Origin of the sequence: Streptococcus sp. 29887, assembly GCF_032595075.1 — a bacterium.
GTDB lineage: Bacteria > Bacillota > Bacilli > Lactobacillales > Streptococcaceae > Streptococcus > Streptococcus iners.
In genome coordinates, this window is sequence record NZ_CP118735.1 from 2073634 (window position 1) to 2094808 (window position 21175).

Annotated in this window: 19 protein-coding genes, 1 tRNA gene and 2 CRISPR repeat arrays; of the genes, 2 read left to right on the plus strand and 18 right to left on the minus strand. The window is 41.2% G+C overall.

Annotated elements, in window-relative coordinates; all coding sequences use genetic code 11:
- Positions 1 to 8: 8 nt before the first annotated feature.
- Positions 9 to 347, plus strand: coding sequence for a thioredoxin domain-containing protein (locus PW252_RS10040; RefSeq protein ID WP_248049462.1), 339 nt, complete (start codon positions 9 to 11; stop codon positions 345 to 347).
- Between the two features lie 324 nt (positions 348 to 671).
- Positions 672 to 1892: direct repeats of the CRISPR family, unit length 29 nt; unit sequence GTTTCAATTCCTTATAGGGTTTCTGCAAT.
- 87 nt (positions 1893 to 1979) lie between these two features.
- Positions 1980 to 2728: a CRISPR direct-repeat array (repeat unit 29 nt; unit sequence GTTTCAATTCCTTATAGGGTTTCTGCAAT).
- A gap of 201 nt (positions 2729 to 2929) precedes the next feature.
- Here the strand turns inward: PW252_RS10040 and cas1 are convergent.
- The 15 genes from cas1 to PW252_RS10115 form a co-directional block, all read right to left on the minus strand.
- Positions 2930 to 4852 carry a CRISPR-associated endonuclease Cas1 gene (cas1, locus tag PW252_RS10045; protein WP_248049461.1) on the minus strand — a complete coding sequence of 641 codons (1923 nt, stop codon included), beginning with the start codon at positions 4850 to 4852 and terminating at the stop codon, positions 2930 to 2932.
- Positions 4849 to 5109 (minus strand): CRISPR-associated endonuclease Cas2, encoded by a 261-nt coding sequence (gene cas2, locus PW252_RS10050; protein ID WP_248049460.1) that lies wholly within the window; start codon positions 5107 to 5109, stop codon positions 4849 to 4851. The genes cas1 and cas2 overlap by 4 nt, the downstream gene beginning before the upstream one ends.
- A gap of 10 nt (positions 5110 to 5119) precedes the next feature.
- Positions 5120 to 6265 carry a hypothetical protein gene (locus tag PW252_RS10055; protein WP_316716741.1) on the minus strand — a complete coding sequence of 382 codons (1146 nt, stop codon included), beginning with the start codon at positions 6263 to 6265 and terminating at the stop codon, positions 5120 to 5122.
- Positions 6243 to 6611 carry a WDGH domain-containing protein gene (locus PW252_RS10060; protein WP_248044823.1) on the minus strand — a complete coding sequence of 123 codons (369 nt, stop codon included), beginning with the start codon at positions 6609 to 6611 and terminating at the stop codon, positions 6243 to 6245. The genes PW252_RS10055 and PW252_RS10060 overlap by 23 nt, the downstream gene beginning before the upstream one ends.
- On the minus strand, positions 6608 to 8338 hold the full coding sequence (locus PW252_RS10065) for a hypothetical protein (RefSeq protein ID WP_248044825.1): 1731 nt from the start codon (positions 8336 to 8338) through the stop codon (positions 6608 to 6610). Before PW252_RS10065 ends, PW252_RS10060 begins: the two co-directional genes overlap by 4 nt.
- 20 nt (positions 8339 to 8358) lie before the next feature.
- The gene (gene cmr6, locus PW252_RS10070) at positions 8359 to 9558 is read right to left on the minus strand and encodes a type III-B CRISPR module RAMP protein Cmr6 (protein WP_248049457.1); all 1200 of its coding nucleotides are present in this window, start codon (positions 9556 to 9558) and stop codon (positions 8359 to 8361) included.
- Positions 9559 to 9570: 12 nt separating this feature from the next.
- On the minus strand, positions 9571 to 10386 hold the full coding sequence (gene cmr4 / locus PW252_RS10075; protein WP_248049455.1) for a type III-B CRISPR module RAMP protein Cmr4: 816 nt from the start codon (positions 10384 to 10386) through the stop codon (positions 9571 to 9573).
- Between the two features lie 6 nt (positions 10387 to 10392).
- A complete protein-coding gene (locus PW252_RS10080) occupies positions 10393 to 11481 on the minus strand; it encodes a type III-B CRISPR module-associated Cmr3 family protein (protein ID WP_248049454.1) in 1089 nt (362 codons plus the stop codon).
- Position 11482: 1 nt separating this feature from the next.
- Positions 11483 to 12997, minus strand: coding sequence for a type III-B CRISPR-associated protein Cas10/Cmr2 (cas10, locus tag PW252_RS10085; protein WP_248049453.1), 1515 nt, complete (start codon positions 12995 to 12997; stop codon positions 11483 to 11485).
- Positions 12997 to 14154 (minus strand): hypothetical protein, encoded by a 1158-nt coding sequence (locus PW252_RS10090; RefSeq protein ID WP_248049452.1) that lies wholly within the window; start codon positions 14152 to 14154, stop codon positions 12997 to 12999. The genes cas10 and PW252_RS10090 overlap by 1 nt, the downstream gene beginning before the upstream one ends.
- Entirely contained in the window at positions 14147 to 14860 is a 714-nt protein-coding gene (gene cas6, locus PW252_RS10095) for a CRISPR-associated endoribonuclease Cas6 (RefSeq protein ID WP_248049451.1), read from the minus strand. The genes PW252_RS10090 and cas6 overlap by 8 nt, the downstream gene beginning before the upstream one ends.
- Before the next feature lie 589 nt (positions 14861 to 15449).
- Entirely contained in the window at positions 15450 to 16490 is a 1041-nt protein-coding gene (tsf, locus tag PW252_RS10100; RefSeq protein WP_248049450.1) for a translation elongation factor Ts, read from the minus strand.
- Between the two features lie 130 nt (positions 16491 to 16620).
- On the minus strand, positions 16621 to 17397 hold the full coding sequence (rpsB, locus tag PW252_RS10105; protein ID WP_105108254.1) for a 30S ribosomal protein S2: 777 nt from the start codon (positions 17395 to 17397) through the stop codon (positions 16621 to 16623).
- 185 nt (positions 17398 to 17582) lie between these two features.
- Positions 17583 to 18572, minus strand: a complete 990-nt coding sequence (locus tag PW252_RS10110; protein ID WP_248049449.1) for a DUF4767 domain-containing protein — start codon at positions 18570 to 18572, stop codon at positions 17583 to 17585.
- 10 nt (positions 18573 to 18582) lie between these two features.
- Positions 18583 to 19740 carry a DUF6287 domain-containing protein gene (locus PW252_RS10115; protein ID WP_248049447.1) on the minus strand — a complete coding sequence of 386 codons (1158 nt, stop codon included), beginning with the start codon at positions 19738 to 19740 and terminating at the stop codon, positions 18583 to 18585.
- Between the two features lie 179 nt (positions 19741 to 19919).
- Between PW252_RS10115 and PW252_RS10120 the strand changes: the two genes are divergently transcribed.
- Positions 19920 to 19990, plus strand: a tRNA-Cys gene (locus PW252_RS10120).
- 180 nt (positions 19991 to 20170) lie between these two features.
- Here the strand turns inward: PW252_RS10120 and nusG are convergent.
- From nusG to rpmG, 3 genes are all read right to left on the minus strand, one after another.
- Positions 20171 to 20710, minus strand: coding sequence for a transcription termination/antitermination protein NusG (gene nusG, locus PW252_RS10125; protein ID WP_002940254.1), 540 nt, complete (start codon positions 20708 to 20710; stop codon positions 20171 to 20173).
- 110 nt (positions 20711 to 20820) lie between these two features.
- Entirely contained in the window at positions 20821 to 20997 is a 177-nt protein-coding gene (gene secE, locus PW252_RS10130) for a preprotein translocase subunit SecE (protein ID WP_105124308.1), read from the minus strand.
- A gap of 9 nt (positions 20998 to 21006) precedes the next feature.
- Positions 21007 to 21159: a 50S ribosomal protein L33 gene (gene rpmG / locus PW252_RS10135; protein WP_002940258.1), complete on the minus strand. Its 153-nt coding sequence runs from the start codon at positions 21157 to 21159 to the stop codon at positions 21007 to 21009.
- Positions 21160 to 21175 lie beyond the last annotated feature (16 nt).

Consider the following 21175-nt stretch of genomic DNA (forward strand, 5'->3'; position numbering starts at 1 on the left):
CTTATACCATGAACTTCCAAGACTACATTAAAGATTTTACTAGCGTAACCGTGGAGCAGGCACAGAACCTTCTAGCTGCCAAAGAGGGAGCTGTTCTCTTCATCGGACGAGCAACCTGTCCTTACTGCAACCGCTTCGCACCAAAACTCCACAAGGTAGCCCAAGACAAGCAAGTGACCGCTCACTTCCTCGACTCTAGCCAAGTCAGCCCTCAACTCCAGACCCTTCGCGACCACTACCAAGTTCCTACCGTCCCAGGTCTCCTCGTCGCTAAACCTACTGGCGTCCAAGTCCGCTGCGACTCCAGCATGACTGAAGAAGAAATTGCGGCCTTTATTGAGAACTAATAGACAGACAAAAGCACCGACCACAAGGCCGGTGCTTTTTAAGGAGATTATGAAAAATATTTAGGATTGGTATTAGTATAACCTAATCAAACACATCCCACAACCGCCCCAAGACCGATTTTACCAAAAAAGAACTCCCTTTCGGAAGGGATAAATGAAAAGATCACCCTAATAGAAAACAACTACCTGAAAATTTAGGTAGTTGTTTTTTTGCACTCTCTAATATAGATGGACTAAAACAGTCTGGGGATAGGGCGTTTTAGCTCAACAACTTAAAACGAAAAATTGTTGACGAACTCCTTTATTTGGTCGAGTTCTATCCCACTCCCAATTCCTTATAGGGTTTCTGCAATTGAGACAGGTACTGTGGAAGAAGGTACGAAAGTTATTACCTACTAGTTTCAATTCCTTATAGGGTTTCTGCAATATAAAGCAAAATCAAACGGGCCTTTCGATTACATGAAGAAAGGTCAACTCGTTTCAATTCCTTATAGGGTTTCTGCAATATGACGTTAACATTCTTGAAAACAAAGCAGGAAAAACTGTTTTGTTCACTGTGTTTCAATTCCTTATAGGGTTTCTGCAATCGACTACATCGCGGAGAACAAACCAGCAGGTCTCACTGACCTTTCGTTTCAATTCCTTATAGGGTTTCTGCAATTGTAGATATTATCATCGTACTCATAGAAATAGCACTACACGTTTCAATTCCTTATAGGGTTTCTGCAATATTGGTGGCTATCGAAGCTGAACTACGTTCTTCACAATATGGTTTCAATTCCTTATAGGGTTTCTGCAATCCTACTGTAGAAGGTTTCTTCTTCGGAGGTACGGAATATGATCATTACTATTTTGATGAGTTTCAATTCCTTATAGGGTTTCTGCAATGTGCTTTTCACAGTAGCTGTTGAGCGCAGCTACAAAGACAAGGACGGGTTTCAATTCCTTATAGGGTTTCTGCAATACTCAGATTTAATCGGGAGAGATTTGAGCGCGTCTGGTTTCAATTCCTTATAGGGTTTCTGCAATGAAGCTCCTGTTGAAGAAGTTGCTTCTGAAATCTCAATTTGTTTCAATTCCTTATAGGGTTTCTGCAATCGTATCACACGTAACCCACAAATTCTTGAAAACAAGTCAGGCAAAACTGTCTTGTTTCAATTCCTTATAGGGTTTCTGCAATGGAGACCATTGACCAAATGGAGGCGCTATACGCAGCCAACGTAGGGTTTCAATTCCTTATAGGGTTTCTGCAATCAGGCTCAAGCTCAACGTTTCTTTAACGTAGTTCCTAAGTCGTTTCAATTCCTTATAGGGTTTCTGCAATAAAGAGTATCAAAAACATCGAACCTTTTGACCTGCCAATTGTTTCAATTCCTTATAGGGTTTCTGCAATCGTCGGAGTCCTTGGCAGTACCGTACATAAACCCTGAGGCATGTTTCAATTCCTTATAGGGTTTCTGCAATCTCTACGTGAGATTGAAATCAAACACGCACTTGTTAAAAAAATTAGAAACGGTTTCAATTCCTTATAGGGTTTCTGCAATAAGGGACAACTCATTGCCATTGAGGCTGAGCTCCGCTCTAGCCAATACGAAAAAGACGGCGAAACTGTATACGGTCTCGACGTTGTTGGTTTCAATTCCTTATAGGGTTTCTGCAATACAAAGACGCTGAAGGCAAACGCCCGGTAGACTTTATGTTTCAATTCCTTATAGGGTTTCTGCAATTTGGAATCACCTTGCTTGAGCGCGCTAAAGGTCAAGCGACTGAAAGTTTCAATTCCTTATAGGGTTTCTGCAATGGACGCTTAACACGTGATATCCAAATCTTGGAAAACAAGTCAGTTTCAATTCCTTATAGGGTTTCTGCAATACGCTTAACACGTGATATCCAAATCCTTGACAACAAGTCAGGGAAGGTTTCAATTCCTTATAGGGTTTCTGCAATGATTCAAACAGACTTAAACAACAATTTGCAAACAGGTGTATGTTTCAATTCCTTATAGGGTTTCTGCAATAATTATTGCCACAATCATCACTGCAATGATTGTGACTACTCAGTCAGCGTTTCAATTCCTTATAGGGTTTCTGCAATTTAAATAGCATTCTCATCGGATTAACCATCAAACAGTTTCAATTCCTTATAGGGTTTCTGCAATATGTACTACCATTTGTACTGTTAGTTTTCGGAACTGCGTTGGCATGTTTCAATTCCTTATAGGGTTTCTGCAATGTAGGCCGTATTACACGCGATGTGCAAATCTTAGAAAACAAAGCAGGTTTCAATTCCTTATAGGGTTTCTGCAATTGATTTGAAATTAGGAGAATTATTATGCACAACGAAATCGAAAAAGTTTCAATTCCTTATAGGGTTTCTGCAATAACAGGAAATAAGCCATTCTGTTAGCAGATTACAGTCATTATAGCATAAAATCAGGGGTTTTTCAACTAAAATTCCGTTCGACCTCTTCTTAGCAAATCCTACTCTAGCAAGCTTTTCAGCTACTTTTGAACACAGCAAAAAAGTCGAACGGAAATCTTGGGATGTTCTTGCAATCACAACCCCTATTTCCGTTCGACCCCCTAGGTCGTATAGCGATAACCCTTATATTTGTCCCCATTCACTAAAAAAGAATGAAGTTTATAGATTTCTGAACGAATAACGCCACTATAACGAACACGTCGACCGTGCAAAGTAATGACTGTCCTCAGTTTCTCCTTCAAGGCTCGCAGAAAGATACGTTTCCCTTGGGCATTCAGATAGATTCCCTCTTCATGATGAAGACTTACGACCTCAAAATGCTTATCCAAGCGGATTTCTTGCCGGTTGATAAGAGAAAAAATCGTTCGATCTACTAAAATGGGTTTGAAAATATCCGCAATGTCCAGCTGTAAACTCTCTTCTCTCCGATTAGCTGAATGCAAAAACGAAAAACGAATATCCAAGGGACTACGATGAATCAAGGAGGCAACGTAGTTATAAAGAAAAGTGTTGCCAAAACTAATCATAGCATTGATAGCATCCTTTGGCGGACGACGGCTCCGTTTGATAAAACGAAAGTCATTATTTTGAATAATCGAAGAATAAGCTCGAAAATAAGCTTGCCGACCACGCGCTTCCATCATCAGCAAATCATTTATCGATCCTGCAGCGGATAACCCCTTGATAATAGCACTTATCTCTTCTATCTCCCGAACCAGAAGTTGATCCTCCCTTCTACTAGCATAGTAACGTAAGACACTCCTCAAGTTATGAAGAATCGATTTTTCCATCTCTGTCGCGACTAACATACGCAAGTCTTCACTGCTATAGACCTCTAACTGCTTCATGGCTACCGAAACATCAAAATGCCTTTCCGCAGGTTCAATACTAGCAATCTTCTCTCCAAACTTATCCATCAAATTGATTCGAATTCCACGTTGGCTCAAAATCTCAACTACACGGCTATCAATCACAACATCCGAATAGACATTTATATAATCCACAATATTTGTAGGAAGATGAACCTTCCCCTTTTCGCTATCAAACAACAGATTCCAGTGTCGCTGGGTCAAAATACCATCGCTGATAATATCAAATTTGCTATCGACCGGCTTGGTTGCATCGACCCGCCATGTATCTAGCACTGTGTAGTCACTAGGTGGGCGTTCCACCATAATCCCTTGTTTGGTCTTGGTGAAATAATAGCCTAGAATTCTCTTCCGAAAAGGTGAAAAGATACCTGATTTTCCAATATTGACCGCAAGTCCAAACTCCGAAATTCTCTCTTCCAGATCCTTCCAAACTGGAATCGCATCAATATGCTGCTGAAAGAACAGAAAATAATCATCCCCATAACGCACATAGGGAATCGCCATCTGATCAATATAGGCATCGAAAGACCGAAGATAAAAATTGCTCAGCAAAGGCGAAATCGCCGAACCCGTAATCAAACCCTTCCGCTTGGTGTAGGTCCCTTCTTTGTCATCTGGGACAATCGTCACCTTCATAAAACTCTTCAAAAGGGACAATACCCCATCATCAACTAAGGGACTTAAATCCCCTAACAAACGCTGGTGAGAAATGGACTCAAAATAATCATCCACATCAAACTCCAGAACAGTATCATAGCCCTTCTCTACAAATTCTTTCATCCGAATGACCGCATCGAGAACCCCCTTTCCCTCTCTATAGGAAAAACAATTGTCACTCAAAAAAGGTTCTAAATAGGGTTCTAAAACCTGCTCCGTCGCACGTGCAACCAACCTATCCAAAGCATTGAATTGATAAATTGCCCGCTGTTTCCGTCGCTTATTCCAGACAACATACTCTCTTACAGGTCCACATGAATAGGAAATATTACCTTCTTCATTCAAACTCCAATTCGGATTTAGTAGTAAGAAATCCGATAAATCAGATAAGTACATCCCATCTAGACCAGCACTATCCTTCTTTTCCGAAAGGTCCAAAAGAGCCAAACGAATATTGCTTGGCTCAAAAATATCACTCAGACTTATTTTTTTCATATGATATCCCTATCCTCTAACTGCCGACCAATCCTATGTCGATGGCTATAGCGTAAAGAATCGAAAGTATAGATAAGAACCGTATCTTCGCTAGGCTTGATCAGATCTTCTAGCTCGCTCTTCAATTCTTCCAATTCTTTCTCCGTCAATTCTCCTTCAAAAACCGATCGTTGCAAGTGGGATAGATAGGGGCGAACCGTCTTTAATACCTTTGCAGTACGTTTGACATTGACATCATAGACTAAAATCACAAACATAATCCGTTCCCTACCCAGCCCTCAAATGCCGTTTGAGCTGGACGACAAAGTTCTCCACTTCTGCCAGACCTATGACCAAAACCCCATATTCCTGGCAGCGCTGGTAGATGGTTGGGGAAATCTTTCCTGTGCAGACCATCACTTTCAGACAGTCATCCCCCATAAAATGTTCTGCATAGAGATCCAACTCATTGACCGCTTCAGCAGTCAAATCCGTCATCTTACAAGACACAAAGACCGTCCTTCTTCCCTTGCGTAAAATTAAGTCAATCTCATTTTGCACATTGGCAACCTCTGGAAAAATCCCATTCCAGTCAATCTCCACTCCAAGATAGCATTCATCAAATAGACCAGATTCTTCAGCCAATATATAGAGATAAAGCTCCAAAATATAGCCTTTGGTCCGACAAAGCAACTGTGCTTCTGGGTTGGGATAGAGATAGCGAACCCGTTTCTTATCTTCCATCTCCACATGAAGCATGCCTGCAGCCCGTAAGAGAGGAATCAAGTTTTGGGGATAGCGATAGGTTCGACCGCTCCATGTAAAGACCTTTGCCGTATCAGCGTTCAGGTCCACCGTATCCGCCATGGAAAAGAATTGGATAGCATCCAACCATTTACGTGGGGTGCGAAGAGCATAGCTAGCCAATTCCTTGACAGCGGAAAAATAGTGTTTTGCCACTGGATTCTGATGGTAACGCAAGATTTTTCCGCCATGGAGGGCAATCAGCTGGGATATAGTCAGAGAAGGAACCTGACACTTGGTCTTGTCAATCCCACTTGATAACCACTGATAGATTACATTTTTATCCACATCCATGGCAATGACAGCCATCCCTCGCTGGATAGCATAACGATATAGAGCAACCGCCAGCAAGCTATCTCCACCAAAGGTATCCACAACCACCTCATCATAGCCTTCCACTAGCTTGTCTAGCTCTCTCTCCAAGTCAACAAAGTCCAGTTGACGAAAGGCAACCGTCTGGATATGAGGAAGCTCATCGCGAATAAATTGGCTCAAACAAGTTCGTTCCCGGCTGTCCACTTTTTCAGGGCTGAGATAGAGGAGATGTTCAGCATCCGTTAAAAAAGCTTGATAGACATTTTTGTCAAATTCAAAGGGCTCATATAATTCAATCAATAGTTTTTTCATCATTTCCTCCCAGCAGTGACAACAAGCGGACAACATCCGCCGCTTGATGCCCATCCCATTGGGGAGCTCGTTCCAGTTCCTCCACTCTAAACCAATCCCAGTAATCCAGTTTATAGTGGTAACTATATTGCCCCTCAGGAGTTGACATCCCCACTATAAAAAATCCGTCATACATGGACCCGTCATGGTGTTGTTTGCTCTTCCAAGCCCTATCAGGATAGGTATTGCTGATGACAGAAAAGAGAACCATCCGATGATAGTAGAGTTCTTCAAAGGTATGAAACCCATCAAAAATCGCCCCCTTATCTGCTAAAGCCGCAATTTCTTCGTTTATTTTGTCAACCGTCATTTTTTCCCCCGCTTCCATCCAAATATATAGGCCAACATATCCCTGAAAATCTTAGGGTAGTCATACGAAACCTCGCTGGCTTTTATCAGGCGCACGATACAGAGGATATATAGGAAAACAACTACTATTTTAACCAGAAGAGATCCGCTCAGTCCAAATAGGCCTACCTTAGTCAAATCTTGGACACCAGATACTTCAAACACTCCTGACAAGATTACATTGATAGAAGACTCGAAATCACCAAGAGCTGTAAAAATGGTAAAGATGGTCAGAGCCAACACAACATTATTCAACTTCTCATCACGCTTCTTCTCCTCCACAGCTGACTCCGCTTGACTGATTTCATAGAGAGATGTAATCTGATCGTCCAAAATCTCCTTCTGCGAGAGGATGAAAAAGTTTTCCTGCATCATCTGATAGAGTTCCACTGCCTGTTCCTGCGAACTTAACTCTGGCAAAAGAAATTGGTTTTTAAAAATGACATAGCGCTTCTGTAGTTGTAGGATGGCGTCCGTATTCTCACTGTTTTTGGCCCGCTCCCCTGCATCACTTGAGAAACTAAGAATACGAACCCGTTGTGTAAGGACAAACAAAATCATTTCCAGGTATTCGGTATAGAAATAGGTCAGCAGGAAGTCTGGCACCCCCTTGGTAGTCAGCATTATCATAGAATGTTGGGTGACCCCATAAATAGTTCCATAGTCTAGCCAGCGATCATAGATAGACCGTTGTAAAAGAGGAACAATAGCACGCGCTGATTGACAGGTTGAATCTCCGTTATCAATGTAAATATAACTATAAAGCCGTTTTTGTTGGTTATAGACCAACTCCAACTGCCCATCTCCATCACTTGCCTGACAGAATTTCTGAAACTGTGGATCGGATGTTTCCCTAATAGCTAAACTCAACTCATCAAAGTCACTCTTCTCAAGCTGGTAATCTGACAAAACAAACATCCGATCATCAAGGATGCGATTGATTTCCAGCAACTGCTTGTCATTTTTCTCCCTAAATCCCTGAGGAAAGAGGAGGATATTTTGACCAAAGAAAGAGTGGAAGAGGTCTTTAATCGCAGACTTGACCTTTACCTTTCCAACGCTAAAATCATCCCTAGGCTCAGCTATCGGACTGGTGACTTCCGTCAAAGATTGGTCTGATAAGGTAATATCATAAGGCGATTCGCGATAATATAAAACAGGGGTCAAAAAGGGATCATAGATTCGACGACCGTATTGATTGATAGCCCGAATAGACTCTAAATCCTCATAGTAGTAGTTATCTGCCGCAATAATGAGAAACCCCGTCCTTGCAGGTATCCTACTATCCGTATCATCTTTGGCATCATCTTGAATCAGTCGCATCAAGATATAGTTGATATCTAGTTGGTAGCTTTGAATATGTGTGTCATTCTCAGCAACTGATGAATCTTCTTCCTTTCGATAACAATGTACTTGGTAGTAGCGCTCTCCTCCCTTGTACCGATAGGTACGACTGTAATCGCGAATGGCATCATGTACCTCTTGGTTGAGGAATTTTTCATAGGCATAGCAATAACGGTCCTCCTCCAGATAGGGCAGGTCCTTCATATCAGAGATTTTACCCCAGACATTCGCCTGAGGCTCCAGCCCCTTGTCATTACTAATGACAAATGGAAGAATAAAAATATGTTTGCTATATGGGTTTTCTGCCCTCGTTGGCAAAAGATTTGCTCTCTCTACTTTCTGCATGTTTCTCCTTCATCACTAGCTTACTTCAAATAACCATAACCCTTATTGGTCTTAGCACCAATACCGTACTCCATCAGCAGACTTCTAAACAATTTTAGTTTTGTCAAGGCTGAAATACGGATTGCTCCCTGTTCATAATCACAAACCTTAAACAAGAAGGTGATCCTTGTATCTGGTTTAATACGCAAAAAGCGTACAGGAACTGGCTCTTGAAAATTATCCTTATGGTGCTTGGTCACAAAATCCTCTGCCAAACAGTCTGGTCTTTCTGCAAAAGCATCAAAGAAAATATCATCTCCCTGCTCCCAATCTTCCTGACCAGCAAAGATAGCTCTTATCAGCTCCGTAGGTTCCACGCCCCCTAATTCCTGCTCAAATCTAGCTAGATAGGTCTGCAGGCTTTCTTGCTTGATGGAGGCTGGCAATTCCACATCTACTGCTTCTACTTGAACTAATTTCTCCATAATACTCCTCAAACGGCCTTTGACATTAGAACCTTGAATAAAAGGAAGTCCTGTATTGTAGTCTAGACTGAAGCCACTCTTGATACCTCCCTCCGAAGCATTTTCGTATAATATCCCCAAACCTGTCGTCAGACCGGGATAGATTACTGCTAGACTAAAGCTTCCAAAACCAGTCTGTGCATCATAGTAGATATCGTCCACAACCTTCTGTTGCTTACACAAGTCCAGGAGTTCTTGGTAGGGATAGTCTACCTTTCGATCAATGTTGCTCAATATTTCCCGACTGGTATCCATATTCCCCGCATAAAAGCGATAGGATAAATTTCTACTTTCTGTCGCTTTATGTCCTTGTTCAATGTCCCGAAGCAACTTTTCTGGTTCAAAACCTTTCTCCTGAATGGGATCATTTTTGTCCGTAGATGTAGGTCCGTAGTAAAGCAAGGCCACCCTCAAAGCTTCAATAGCTAGCAAATATTCTCGTTTGGTCGGCTGAGCTCCCGTTTTCATTTTTTCGACCAAATCATTCCAGACAATCAAAATATCTCGACGGACTGTATAGACCTGTTTTACGACAGGTTTGCCCTTGGTCAAACCTGCAGCAAAGTGCCGATTAGCCATGGCAATATTTCCCATCGCAACCGCTGCCCCAAGTGTAGCTAGTTGCACAGCAAACAGGGAATAGCGGTCTTCAACTGCGTATTCCTTTAATAATTCAAAAGCCTGAAGGACCCAGTTTCGCATTTCTCTTTCATTCATAACTGCCCCCTTTTACCATTTGTTCATACTCACCAAACCAAATCCAACTGTTGCATTGGCACCGATTTGCACAAGCTGGTGATTTTCTAGTAATTCAGTGAGCTGGGAAAGGGCCAGAGCAGAATCTTTTTCCCCTGTTTCCAAGACCATGGTATAAAAAACACTCTTATAGGGGACATGCTCTTCATACCAGAGATTGCTGTTCTGATCCTTATGCTTCTTGACCTTATTGCGGGCTCTGACTGGTAAGCTACTGTCATTAAAGTCATTCTCATCTAGCAGAATAACCGTTTTATACTGCTCCCCTAAAGCTTTTTTGAAAAGGGAAATGATTTCGGTAAACCGGTCATCTTCAAGTGCTTTTGAAACGTTTATCCCTTCCACACCAACTACATCCTCACCAGTTTCCCTGTACAAGCAGATAGTTTCATCAGGAAGGCTATCAAGTTCGGTTAAAAGTTGAGCATCAACTTGATTGGCTAGCAAAAGAAAGTCTAAAAAATCCTGGAGCATTTGCTTGGTCGTCACCATATAGAACACTTGCTGCCCCTGGCTTGCTCGCATGGGTCTAGCCAAGAGATGGGCATCTAAGAACTTGACCTTCCCAGCACCATCGCCATCACCTTCTTGACCGAAAAGTGATTCTACTAATTCTTGAGCATACTTATTGGTATGCTCTCTCAATGCTCCCTTCAAACTGGTTGAATAAATCATCGGAAAACCTGTAATTTCATCACGCTCCACCTGTTTATCAACCGTACTAAAGTTGGTCTCTCCGCTACCAACATGGAGGTTGGTTACGCATTTCATGGTATAAAAAACTGTCATTTGTCCCTACTCCTTCCCCTCTACTTCAATCCATTCATTTAAGCCAATCTGGCTACTATTTTCATGGTCAATCTCAAATCTGTTAGTTGTATAAAAAACACTTGCCCGATCATACAAGACCCCTAGATTCTCCCGCTTTTTATATCGCTGTTTATTATATTGGGTTTCCAGATTTCTGAAATACCGTTTCTGATTGACAGAAAAATCTACATCAGCTAGTCCTTCCACATAAATCTCAGACAGGGCATAGTAAAATCTATTCTCGGTCACAATAGACTGGTTCAAGCTAGCAGCTATATCTGCTTTAAAATCCGTTACTTCTTTCTCGGTGGAAGGTGACACACTCAGCTTAAATGCTGATTTATAGCCACCTAGGAAAACAATATCGCTTCTATCTAGTTCAACATTTTCCTCTAGTTCTGCAAAGAATTGAAAATGATAGCCAGGACGTAAGCGATACATTTCCACCTTGAAAAAAGCATCATCATTTTTTCCGCCCGTTCGTGTCCGTTTTCCCTTGTTGACCCGCGTCCGAATAGAACGAGAAAATAAGGTTGCCTCATCTACCAATGTCACTTGTTTATTTGCTGGATTGATTTCCAAATAGCCTTGGCCTCTCCCATTGTTCTTTGCAGAAAAAGCTGTGAAATAGGCCTGATTGCCACCGTCTTTTTCGAGCTTATAGGTCTTGAAATTCCGATTTTCACTTAATTCTGGACCATTTTCATTGCAAACCAAATTGTACGGACGTTTGAGAAAGACATGTCCATCTTGATTGACAAGCTGTACACTGGTCAAACGCTTGAGTTTGCCAAAATCTTGTGCCTCACGACTAGAAAAATCAAAGGAACGACTACCAATCAATAACTCCCGGTCAGCTTTCTTAGCATCATCAAATCCCAATAGATTTTCACCAGCGGTATCCCTAGCACACTTCAACATATAATAACGAAGCATCCCTAATACAGTCGTCTGCGAGGGGATTTGCTCTGATTCAGCAAAATAAAGACTCTCATCCCGTCTAAAATTTTGCTCACTCCCCAGATAATAATACTCTACGGGGGTCAGGCCTATCTTATACCATTTAGTTCCCATATTATTCCGCCCCCTTTTCTACTAAGAATTTTCTAAAACGAAGCAAATTGATAAGAAAATCATATATTTTCTGCTCATCCGACTGATAGTCAGGAAGCTCCAGCAAGCTAGCTATCAAGACCTGAAGGTATTGAATCATTTGTTGAGCTGGACCCTGTTTTTGTGTGTAATGATTAAAATAATTGGAAATGAAGTTGTTCACATACCGATTGTCACTTGTTTCCATCGATTGTTTGAGGGCAAACTCAAAGGCAAACCGATTATGTAATAGATGGAACAAAATAGAGCGATTGACTTCCTCATCAGAAGCCCCCTCTTCTGCCTGAGCCAGTAAGAAATCAAATAAATTCTGGGCCTGGAAAGTAGCTACTACAGAATGATGTAGAGCCTCATCATTATTTGACAAGTCAGACAGATTGACAGTTGACCAATCATGCTTAATCAAGAGTTGAACACTTTGTCCACTGTGTTTTTGCAAATAAAGGGAGATACATTTTTTGCCCTCCACTTGTTTCGCTTGTCCAAATAGTTGGTATTGGGCATTTTTGAAGGCCTCATACAAGGGATATTTGTAGTAGAAGATGCTTACCCCAAAACTAATTGACACTCGATCATCAAATGCCTCACGAAAAGCAGCATTTATCTCCTTACACAAGTCAAAAATCGTTCGACCTTCCGGCTGTTCCATCGGTACCAGAACCAATAAATCATCACCACCAGCATAGATCAAACTAGCTCCGTAGGCTTTCACCACCTCTGTCAAGCCACTTGCATAATCGAACATCTTTTTCGAAAATTCTTTTATATCTTGATTGGTTGTCAGATTTCCGATATACTTGCCAACACCATCACCATCTGCTTGGATAATGGCATAATACTTGCTCGTTTTTTGATTAGCTGCATCTCCAAAACTATTCTGGCAAATTTGCTCCAGGCTCCGCACCCTGTCCTTCTCTCCCAAAAGCCATAAATCTTCTTTAAGAGAGGATTGACAGGCAGAAAACAAGGAGGATCTTTTAATAACATCATTTTCACTAACAATTTTTCTAACCCTTGTGACCAAAAACCCATCAACAGATGGAGCATTCAACTCCATCGAATCCAAGGCAGAAGAAACCAATCGAATGAGTTCTTGACCTTCTAAATCAGACCTATTAAGTTTCACCAAATGGTAGTACAAATATCGCGAAGACACCTCTTTACCAGATACACCAAATAGCAAGCCTTCCAACTCTAGACGAACTATCTCTACCAGACTTCTAATGGTAGCTTCATCTGCCAAACTGGAAAAAATTATTCGATCCGGGAACATCCCAACTGCAGTAAATGGCTCAGACATCTCTTCAGCTGAAAAATAAGGCACAAGTAATTCAGTTCCTTCTAGTTGATGAACTTTTTGACAAATCCTTCGTGAAAATTCTGAAAAGAGATAGCTCGAATACCACAAACCTAGCGGTTTTGAAGACATCATCAAGGTCTCAACAACCGGACCAATTGTAATTCCATAATAAGTCATTATCTTTTACCCCTTTTTACATTTTGATAGTCTGGATTCATTTTGGGAATTAGGTATTTCAAAATTCCCCAGAGACGAGAATAGCTAAATTCTTTTTCGCTCGGCAACATCAACTGGTGGTTTTCATCTCCTTTGAAATGAAAGTTAACTTTTTTATCTTCTGCAAAGGTTGTCAATTCTTTAACAGATTCAATATCCAACAGACAGTGAATTCTACGAATCTTACCGTTAAACCGATTACCTAAATAATACTTGACTGGATTTGGAATTCGGGAAATCCCTTCACCCTCAATCTCATAGCCACCTACACTTGTCGACAGCCCCAGAATACCTCTAACGTAGCGGATGACAGATAGGTCACCTGGATTTTCTAAATGTTTTTCTCGCTTGATCTGATCAAAAAGTGGATAATTCTTAAGGGTCTTTATAACCGTATCAATATTCTCTTCCTTGCGCAAAATTTGTGACTTCCCTTTCAAAATATCTGGTCGTTCAATCACATCCAGTAAGACCGTTTTTATATTTTTATTGATATTGCTGATAATTTGAGGGGTCACTTCTTTAGCGTCATTCATCCCAATATTTACAAAGCTGACCTCTCTTCCAATCCGACTAAATCCTAATTTTAGTACATCTTCTCTTCTGAGCTTGGACCTTGGTTCCTTCACGATAAACTGTCCATAATATTTCCCCTTACGATAACCAAAAAATGAAATCGCAATAAAATACTCAAAATTTTCATGGATCAAGCTCGCTAGTGTGGCATGGGGAGTCAAAAAATGAACGACCGGCTCGGTCTTTAGTAGAACAAATTTTTCCTGCTTTGTCTTATTATCCCTAAAGAAAAATTCGCTCCTATCATACTGTACAATCTTATTCGAATAAGGATGGTCAACCTCTATCCGCACCTGATAATCAAAATGAAGATAGTCATCTTGATTACCTACCTCTCTTTGACCAGCATCGTCAGACTCATTGGAGTCTAAGATTAAATCTGAAAAATCCTCCATTTTTTTCGAGCGCTTCAAATAGGCTGTCAAATACCTGTCAAACATCGGTTTCAACTCACTAGCACGAATCGTCGCACTTGTCGCATCTTCAATCTGAAAATGAACCATTTCAGATAAAGCTTCTAACTTATAGACTAGTTTATACATCTTCTTCCTCCATTTTAAACATTCCAAAGCCTTGGGCATTTTTTTCACCAAGACCCATATCATAGACCATTTCCATTGCTTGAGGACTGGCGACTAAATAGAATTTTCCAGTATAACCCTTCAAATAAGTATTCTTATAACGCACAGAAACCGACTGTATGGATTCTGGAGTAGCTGAGAGCGCAAACTCCCCCACATACTCCTTACCATAATAATGCAAATACTTTCTTTTTAAATTGTTATAAACAGCTAGGGTAAAATCTACTGTGTTTGGTTTAAAAAAAGTTACTTTCTTTGTGGCTGGGTCTGTTCTTCGAACCAGGATCGGAGAGAGAGTCTCAATCCAATGTCCTTCTGAATAGGTCGGCAACAGGCGAATTTGGCAGGCATACTCTTCACCATAAATTTGTATCCCCCTCATCAGTTTTTTTACTACTTCATATCCCAAGACATCATCTCTAAAGGATACATAAAAATATAGTTTTCTAAATAGCAAGGTTCCCTTTTTATCGTCTTTCGAAGCATCCCCAAACAGCTGACTAAAGGTAAACAAAGGGAGATTTCTGACACCTTTGGCCTGATAATGAGCCTTATCAGCCACAGCGCGTGGCATGGCATGATAGAGAATCCCTTGGATAAGCTGCTGATAATGTATCGGAAGCACCAAACTATTTCCATTTAAATCTACATCCACTCTAAATCGCATATTACCTCCCTCTATTTGAGTACTAATACCTTTATTATATCAGTTATAGACAACTACTTCAACTATGCATGTAAGCCCTTTATCAAATACAACAGCAGACCTCCTCACAATCATCTCCAGCTGGGATACCTACATTTTAGACAGATAGCAAAAAACACCGACCACAAGGCCGGTGCTTTTTAAGGAGATTATGAAAAATATTTAGGATTGATACTAGTATAACCGAATCAAACATAGCCGATATCCGCCCTAAGACCGATATTACAAAAAGAACTCCCTTTCGGAAGTTCTTGAATTGTCGAGTAGTTTTTCAGTTTGCTTTTAGTACTCGCTTCAAAGGTTTGGGGAACCTTTGAAGGCTGGAGATAGTGCGAACCAAGTTCGCCTCAAAAAGAGCCGTACAGCTTGTAAAGCAAGTCACATTCGTGAAGTACACCTCTCAATATGAAAAGAACTCCCATTCGGAAGTTCTTGAATTGTCGAGTAGTTTTTCAGTTTGGTTTTAGTACGAGGCAACGAGCCGTAGGCTGTACTGAAGTACGGCAAGGCGAGTTAACGAAGTAATAAAAGATAAAATGAAGACTACCAATTATTTACCAAGAGCTGCTGCCATAGTCGCTGCAACTTCTGCTTCAAAGTCGTTTGAAGCTTTCTCGATACCTTCACCCACTTCGAAACGAGCAAATTCTACAACTGAAGCATTTACTGAGTTCAAGTAAGCTTCAACTGTTTTGCTGTCGTCCATGATGTAAACTTGTGCAAGAAGTGTGTAAGCTTGGTCAACTTGAGTGTTATCAAGCATGAAGCGATCCATTTTACCTGGGATGATTTTGTCCCAGATTTTTTCTGGTTTGCCTTCAGCTGCCAATTCTGCTTTGATAGCTTCTTCAGCTGCAGCAATCACTTCGTCAGTCAATTGAGCTTTTGAACCATATTGCAAAAGTGGCAATGCTGGTTTGTCAACCATTGCACGGCTTTCGTTGTCTTGTTCGATTTTGTGGTTGATTTGTGCCAACTCATCTTTAACGAATTGCTCATCCAATTCAGTGTAAGAAAGAACAGTTGGTTTCATCGCAGCGATGTGCATTGAGATTTGTTTAGCAAGAGTTTCGTCGCCACCATCGATAACTGAAATAACACCGATACGGCCGCCGTTGTGTTGGTAAGCACCAAATGCTTGAGCATCTGTTTTTTCAACCAAAGCAAAGCGACGGAATGAGATTTTCTCACCGATTGTTGCAGTTGCGTTTACGTATGCTTCTTCAAGGGTTTCACCTGAAGGCATAACCAATTTAAGAGCTGCTTCGTTGTCAGCTGGTTTACCTTCTGCAATTACTTTAGCAGTAGTGTTTACCAATTCAACGAATTGAGCGTTTTTCGCAACGAAGTCTGTTTCAGCGTTAACTTCAACAACTGCTGCTACGTTACCATCAACGTAAACACCTGTCAAACCTTCAGCTGCTACACGGTCAGCTTTCTTAGCTGCCTTAGCCATACCTTTTTCGCGAAGCAATTCAATCGCTTTTTCGATATCACCTTCAGTTTCAACCAATGCTTTTTTAGCGTCCATAACGCCAGCACCTGATTTTTCACGCAATTCTTTAACGAGAGCTGCTGTAATTTCTGCCATGTCTATTCTCCTTGTTTGTATTTATAAAATAGAGGAGCGGGCTCAGCCCTGCCCCTCTAGGATTGTTTTTGTTGTTTAGAATTGTACACGAGCTAAAACCATATAGATTTTAAATCGTCCTCGTTACTTATTATTTACCTTCTACAACTTCAACCAATTCTTCGATTGATTCTGTAGATGCTGGCTCAGCTGCCAATTCAGCTTCAACTGCTGCTACGCTGTCTTCACCTTGGTTACCTTCGATGATAGCGTCAGCCATTTTAGCTGTGATCAATTTAACAGCGCGAATAGCGTCATCGTTAGCTGGGATGATAACATCAATATCATCTGGATCAGTGTTTGTGTCAACCATCGCTACAACTGGGATACCCAATTTTTTAGCTTCTTTAACAGCGATTTGCTCTTTATGTGGGTCAACTACGAACATTACGTCTGGAATGCGTGGCATATCAGCGATACCGCCCAAGAATTTTTCAAGACGAGCACGTTGCTTGTTCAACAATGCTACTTCTTTCTTAGGAAGGACTTCAAAGACGCCTTCTTCTTCCATACGGTTGATTTCTTTCAAACGAGCGATACGTTTTTGGATTGTACCCCAGTTTGTAAGAGTTCCACCCAACCAACGGTGGTTGATGAAGTATTGACCAGCGCGGATAGCTTCGTCTTTAACAGCTTCAGCAGCTTGTTTTTTAGTACCTACGAACAAGATAACTGCGTCGTTTGCTGCAGCGTCACGGATGAATTCGTAAGCTTGGTCAGCCAATTTTACAGTTTGTTGCAAGTCGATAACGTGGATACCGTTACGCTCTGTGAAGATGTACTTAGCCATCTTAGGATTCCAGCGACGAGTTTGGTGACCGAAGTGTACACCAGCCTCAAGAAGTTGTTTCATTGAAATTACTGCCATGAGTATTTCTCCTTTTTGTTTTTTCTCCTCTCCCGAACTTCGACTTGCAGCCCAACCTTTCGGCAACAAGACCACAATTGGTCCGAGATGAGTATTTGTTGCACAGCAACTCTATTAGTATATCAGAATACCTGTCTATTTTCAAGCAAAATAGTAGAGAAATTCGTCAAAAATCGGCACTTTTTCTATTCAAAGTATGTTTCTGCGACAACAGAATAGAACCCTGCCACAACATCCATTCTTTCTAACTGTCCACTGGCATTTATTCTATAAAAACCTGCTGATGGAGCAACATTGGGATCTGTCCCTTTCATATTTGGACTGCTGTGGTCTTCTCTTACCTCAATATAGACCAAGCCATCCGAAGATTGCACATTGGTAACCACTTGGGCTAGAAAATCCGCTTTGGTAAAAGGAGCCCCGTAACGAGAAGCTGCATGTGCCTTGGCCCAATTAGCTGCCTGCTCGACGGTCAAATTCTTGGTGTCTACAGACGTATTAGGAACAGTTGCTGAGCTAGTTTCAGTTGCCACTGCTGAACTTTCACCGAGGACCAAGTTTTCAAAGAAAGCTTGTAATTCCTGGTTTTTAGTTGGTCTGAAATACAAGCGATTTTCTGGATTACCCTGATTTTGCTCGGTAATCCAAGCAATCACCTGACCATCCTTAATGGTAAAGAGATAGAGATGGGCACTTGGGTATTTTGTATTTTCAATATCCGAATAGATCCCAACTACTGCTGTTTTTCCTGCTGCCACTTGTCCATTTTCACTCCAAACTAGGTCAGGAGTTTCTCCTAGAAAATCTGGCGTCATTTGTTGCCCCGGGCCACTGAGAATACCTGAGGGCAAGGTCACGCCAAAAAAGTTACCTTGACGACTTGGGCCATAAGATACATAGTATTGGGAAGGCGAGAATGATGGCCCCCATTGGTCTATCACAAAACTTCTCAGCACTTCTGCTTTACCAGCATCCCACAAACCCGTTTGGCTACTTGAACTACTGACTACAGAGGTGGTCGAAGAGGTGGTTGATGTGCTGGAATTAGAACTAGTCGAACTTATAGAAGTAGATGAAGATGTCGAGGTTACTTCTCGCTTCTGACTGCCACAGGCCGCCAGCAAGCAGACACTGGCTCCCAAAAGTAAGCCTGATATCATTCTATTCTTTTTCATCCCATCTCTCCTAATCATCCACTCGATAAAAGACACCTTGGCTAAAACTTTCTGTCGTTGCGACACTCTGGGTAGTAAAAATCCTATCCTTGCTGGTGTCCGTCTGGTCGCTATGCCCTTCTAGAAATCCATAAGTATTCTGTACCCCTTTTGGAATCAGCAAAGTTGGTATGGTAGGTGAAGCCATAGCATTTGGATTGGTAATTCCTGCTAAAAGAACTTCACCTTCAAACTTGGCAAATTGTACATCAACAAAGACAGTGTAGCCCTCCCCATTTACAGCCACATTCCCCTGACTATCAATCTCTATTCGATCGCCACGCGCATTGACCCATTCTCCTTCCAAACTAGAAAAGTTTCCAGCTAGGATTTGTTCCAAATTCATGGACTGGACACCATCTGTTTGATTTGAACTGCTCATTTCTGTTTCTGATTCTGTTCTGTCAATCTCAAATTCTTCCCAGTCAAATTGATTAGGATCTAGAATTTCTGACTCTGTCTTTCCAAAAACAGAAACAAGTTCATCTCTCATATGAAAATCTTGCTCGACTCCCTCAATCAATTGACCATTTGCATCTAACTTATTAAGCGTACCTACGGCATCTCCTGTCCCTGAACTCCATCCATAACTAACATATTCTCCACTCTGGAACAAGACAAGGGCGCTTCTCCCACCACCAACTCCAGCTACAAAATTTTCTGCTAACAAAGAAATTTGGCCATCAATAATCCCATAAAAGCCCTTTACAAATACTGAGCCATCCGAATTTTCAGAACCGATAAACAGTTCATTCTGACCATCCTGATTAAGATCATAAAAGGCATATCTTAAATGGGGAGCAGATTTTACCGCACTTTCCATAACCCAAGAATTCATTTGAAGCTGTAAACCTTGTAGGACAGTCAGCATTTTTTCTACATTTTCTTTGTCAGCACTATTCGCAAAGTCTATGATTGCCTGGTAATCCGAAAAGACGGACTGATACAGTTCCTTATCGTCCTTCTTGACTTGGCTCGAACTAGTTGAACTTTGTTGTTTCGTTGATGAACTAGTCGAACTTTGTTGATTGGATGACGAGCTTGAGGATTGTTCCGTCTGAACACGTGACTTGCTACAAGCTGTTAAAGTTGCCACACAGACAAGTGCTAAAGCTAGATATTTTTTCATAATAACCTCCATAATGAAAAATAGATCTAAAGTGGAAGTATGGTTATTCTTAAACATACCAACAGTTGCTCCGACTAGCATTTCCAATTTTCACCGCCCTTTACCAGACACATTATCTGTAAATGTTTATTTTTCCACTTGACCAATTTCACTATTTAAGGTACAATATTCTTTGTTATGGCGGTATAGCCAAGTGGTAAGGCACGGCTCTGCAAAAGCTTGATCGTCGGTTCAAATCCGTCTACCGCCTTTATTATAGGATTTTATCCGAATTTATACAAGTCAAAAGCCCGATTTTTCGGGCTTTTTTGATTTTTAATTCGGTTAAATTTGGTTAGATATGGAATAGTTGATGGGCAAATTTTGAACAAGAATTTTTCAAACCACCAAAAACTCCCCACAGCTTGTCGCCATGAGGAGCATGAATGAATTACAACTCAGCAATCTGGCTCAAGTTAACTTCAGCAATGGTATCATTACCAAACATAGAGATGACCATTTTGACCTTGTTGTTGTCGATTTCTGTGATTTTACCTGTGTAGTCGGTGAAGGCACCATCGATGATACGCACAGTGTCGCCAACTTTGACATCAATATCAAATTCTTGCACGGTTTGACCCATAGATACCAAGATTTGACGGATTTCTTCTTCCAAGAGGGGAGTTGGTTTTGAACGGTTACCGTGGGAGCCAACGAAACCTGTAACGTTTGGTGTGTTACGGACCACAAACCAAGCTTCGTCGGTCATGACCATTTCCACCAAGACATAACCTGGGAAACGGTTTTCTTCTACTTCCTTAACCTCACCATTTTTCTCAACTTGAACGGTCTGAGTAGGAATTTCTACACGAAGGATATTTTCTAACATATTGTAAGTGTGGGCGCGTTGGAGCAAGTTCTCCTTAACCTTGTTCTCATACCCTGAATAGGTTTGCAAGACAAACCAGCCCTTATCAAAACTATCGTACATTTTTATCTTCCTTTCTATGGAACCACTGCATTTTTAGACGCTAAAAAAAGCCCGAAGGCTTTCGCTTTTCTTTATTATATCACTTCCATTTTACAAATGGCAAGTATTTTCTAGAAAAGATTGATTAAACTCATGATCCCACGTGACAAAATCAAATCAAAGAGATAAACAATTGCCACGAAAAATGCTGTGTATTGTACAACAGAGGCAAAGTCCTTCCAGCTCTGCTTACGAGTTGGCCAGGCGGTCTTTTTTAAAATCTGGAAAATATCTTTCAAAAATTTCACGCGCTACTCCTATCTGGTTTCCTTGTGAACGGTGTATTGTCCACAATGTTTACAAAATTTATTTACTTCTAACCGTGTTGGCTTGGGATTACTCGACAGACTAATCGAATAGTTGCGAGAACCACAAACAGTACAGGCTAGGCTTGCTTTTTTTAGTGCCATAAAGCCCTCCATCTCT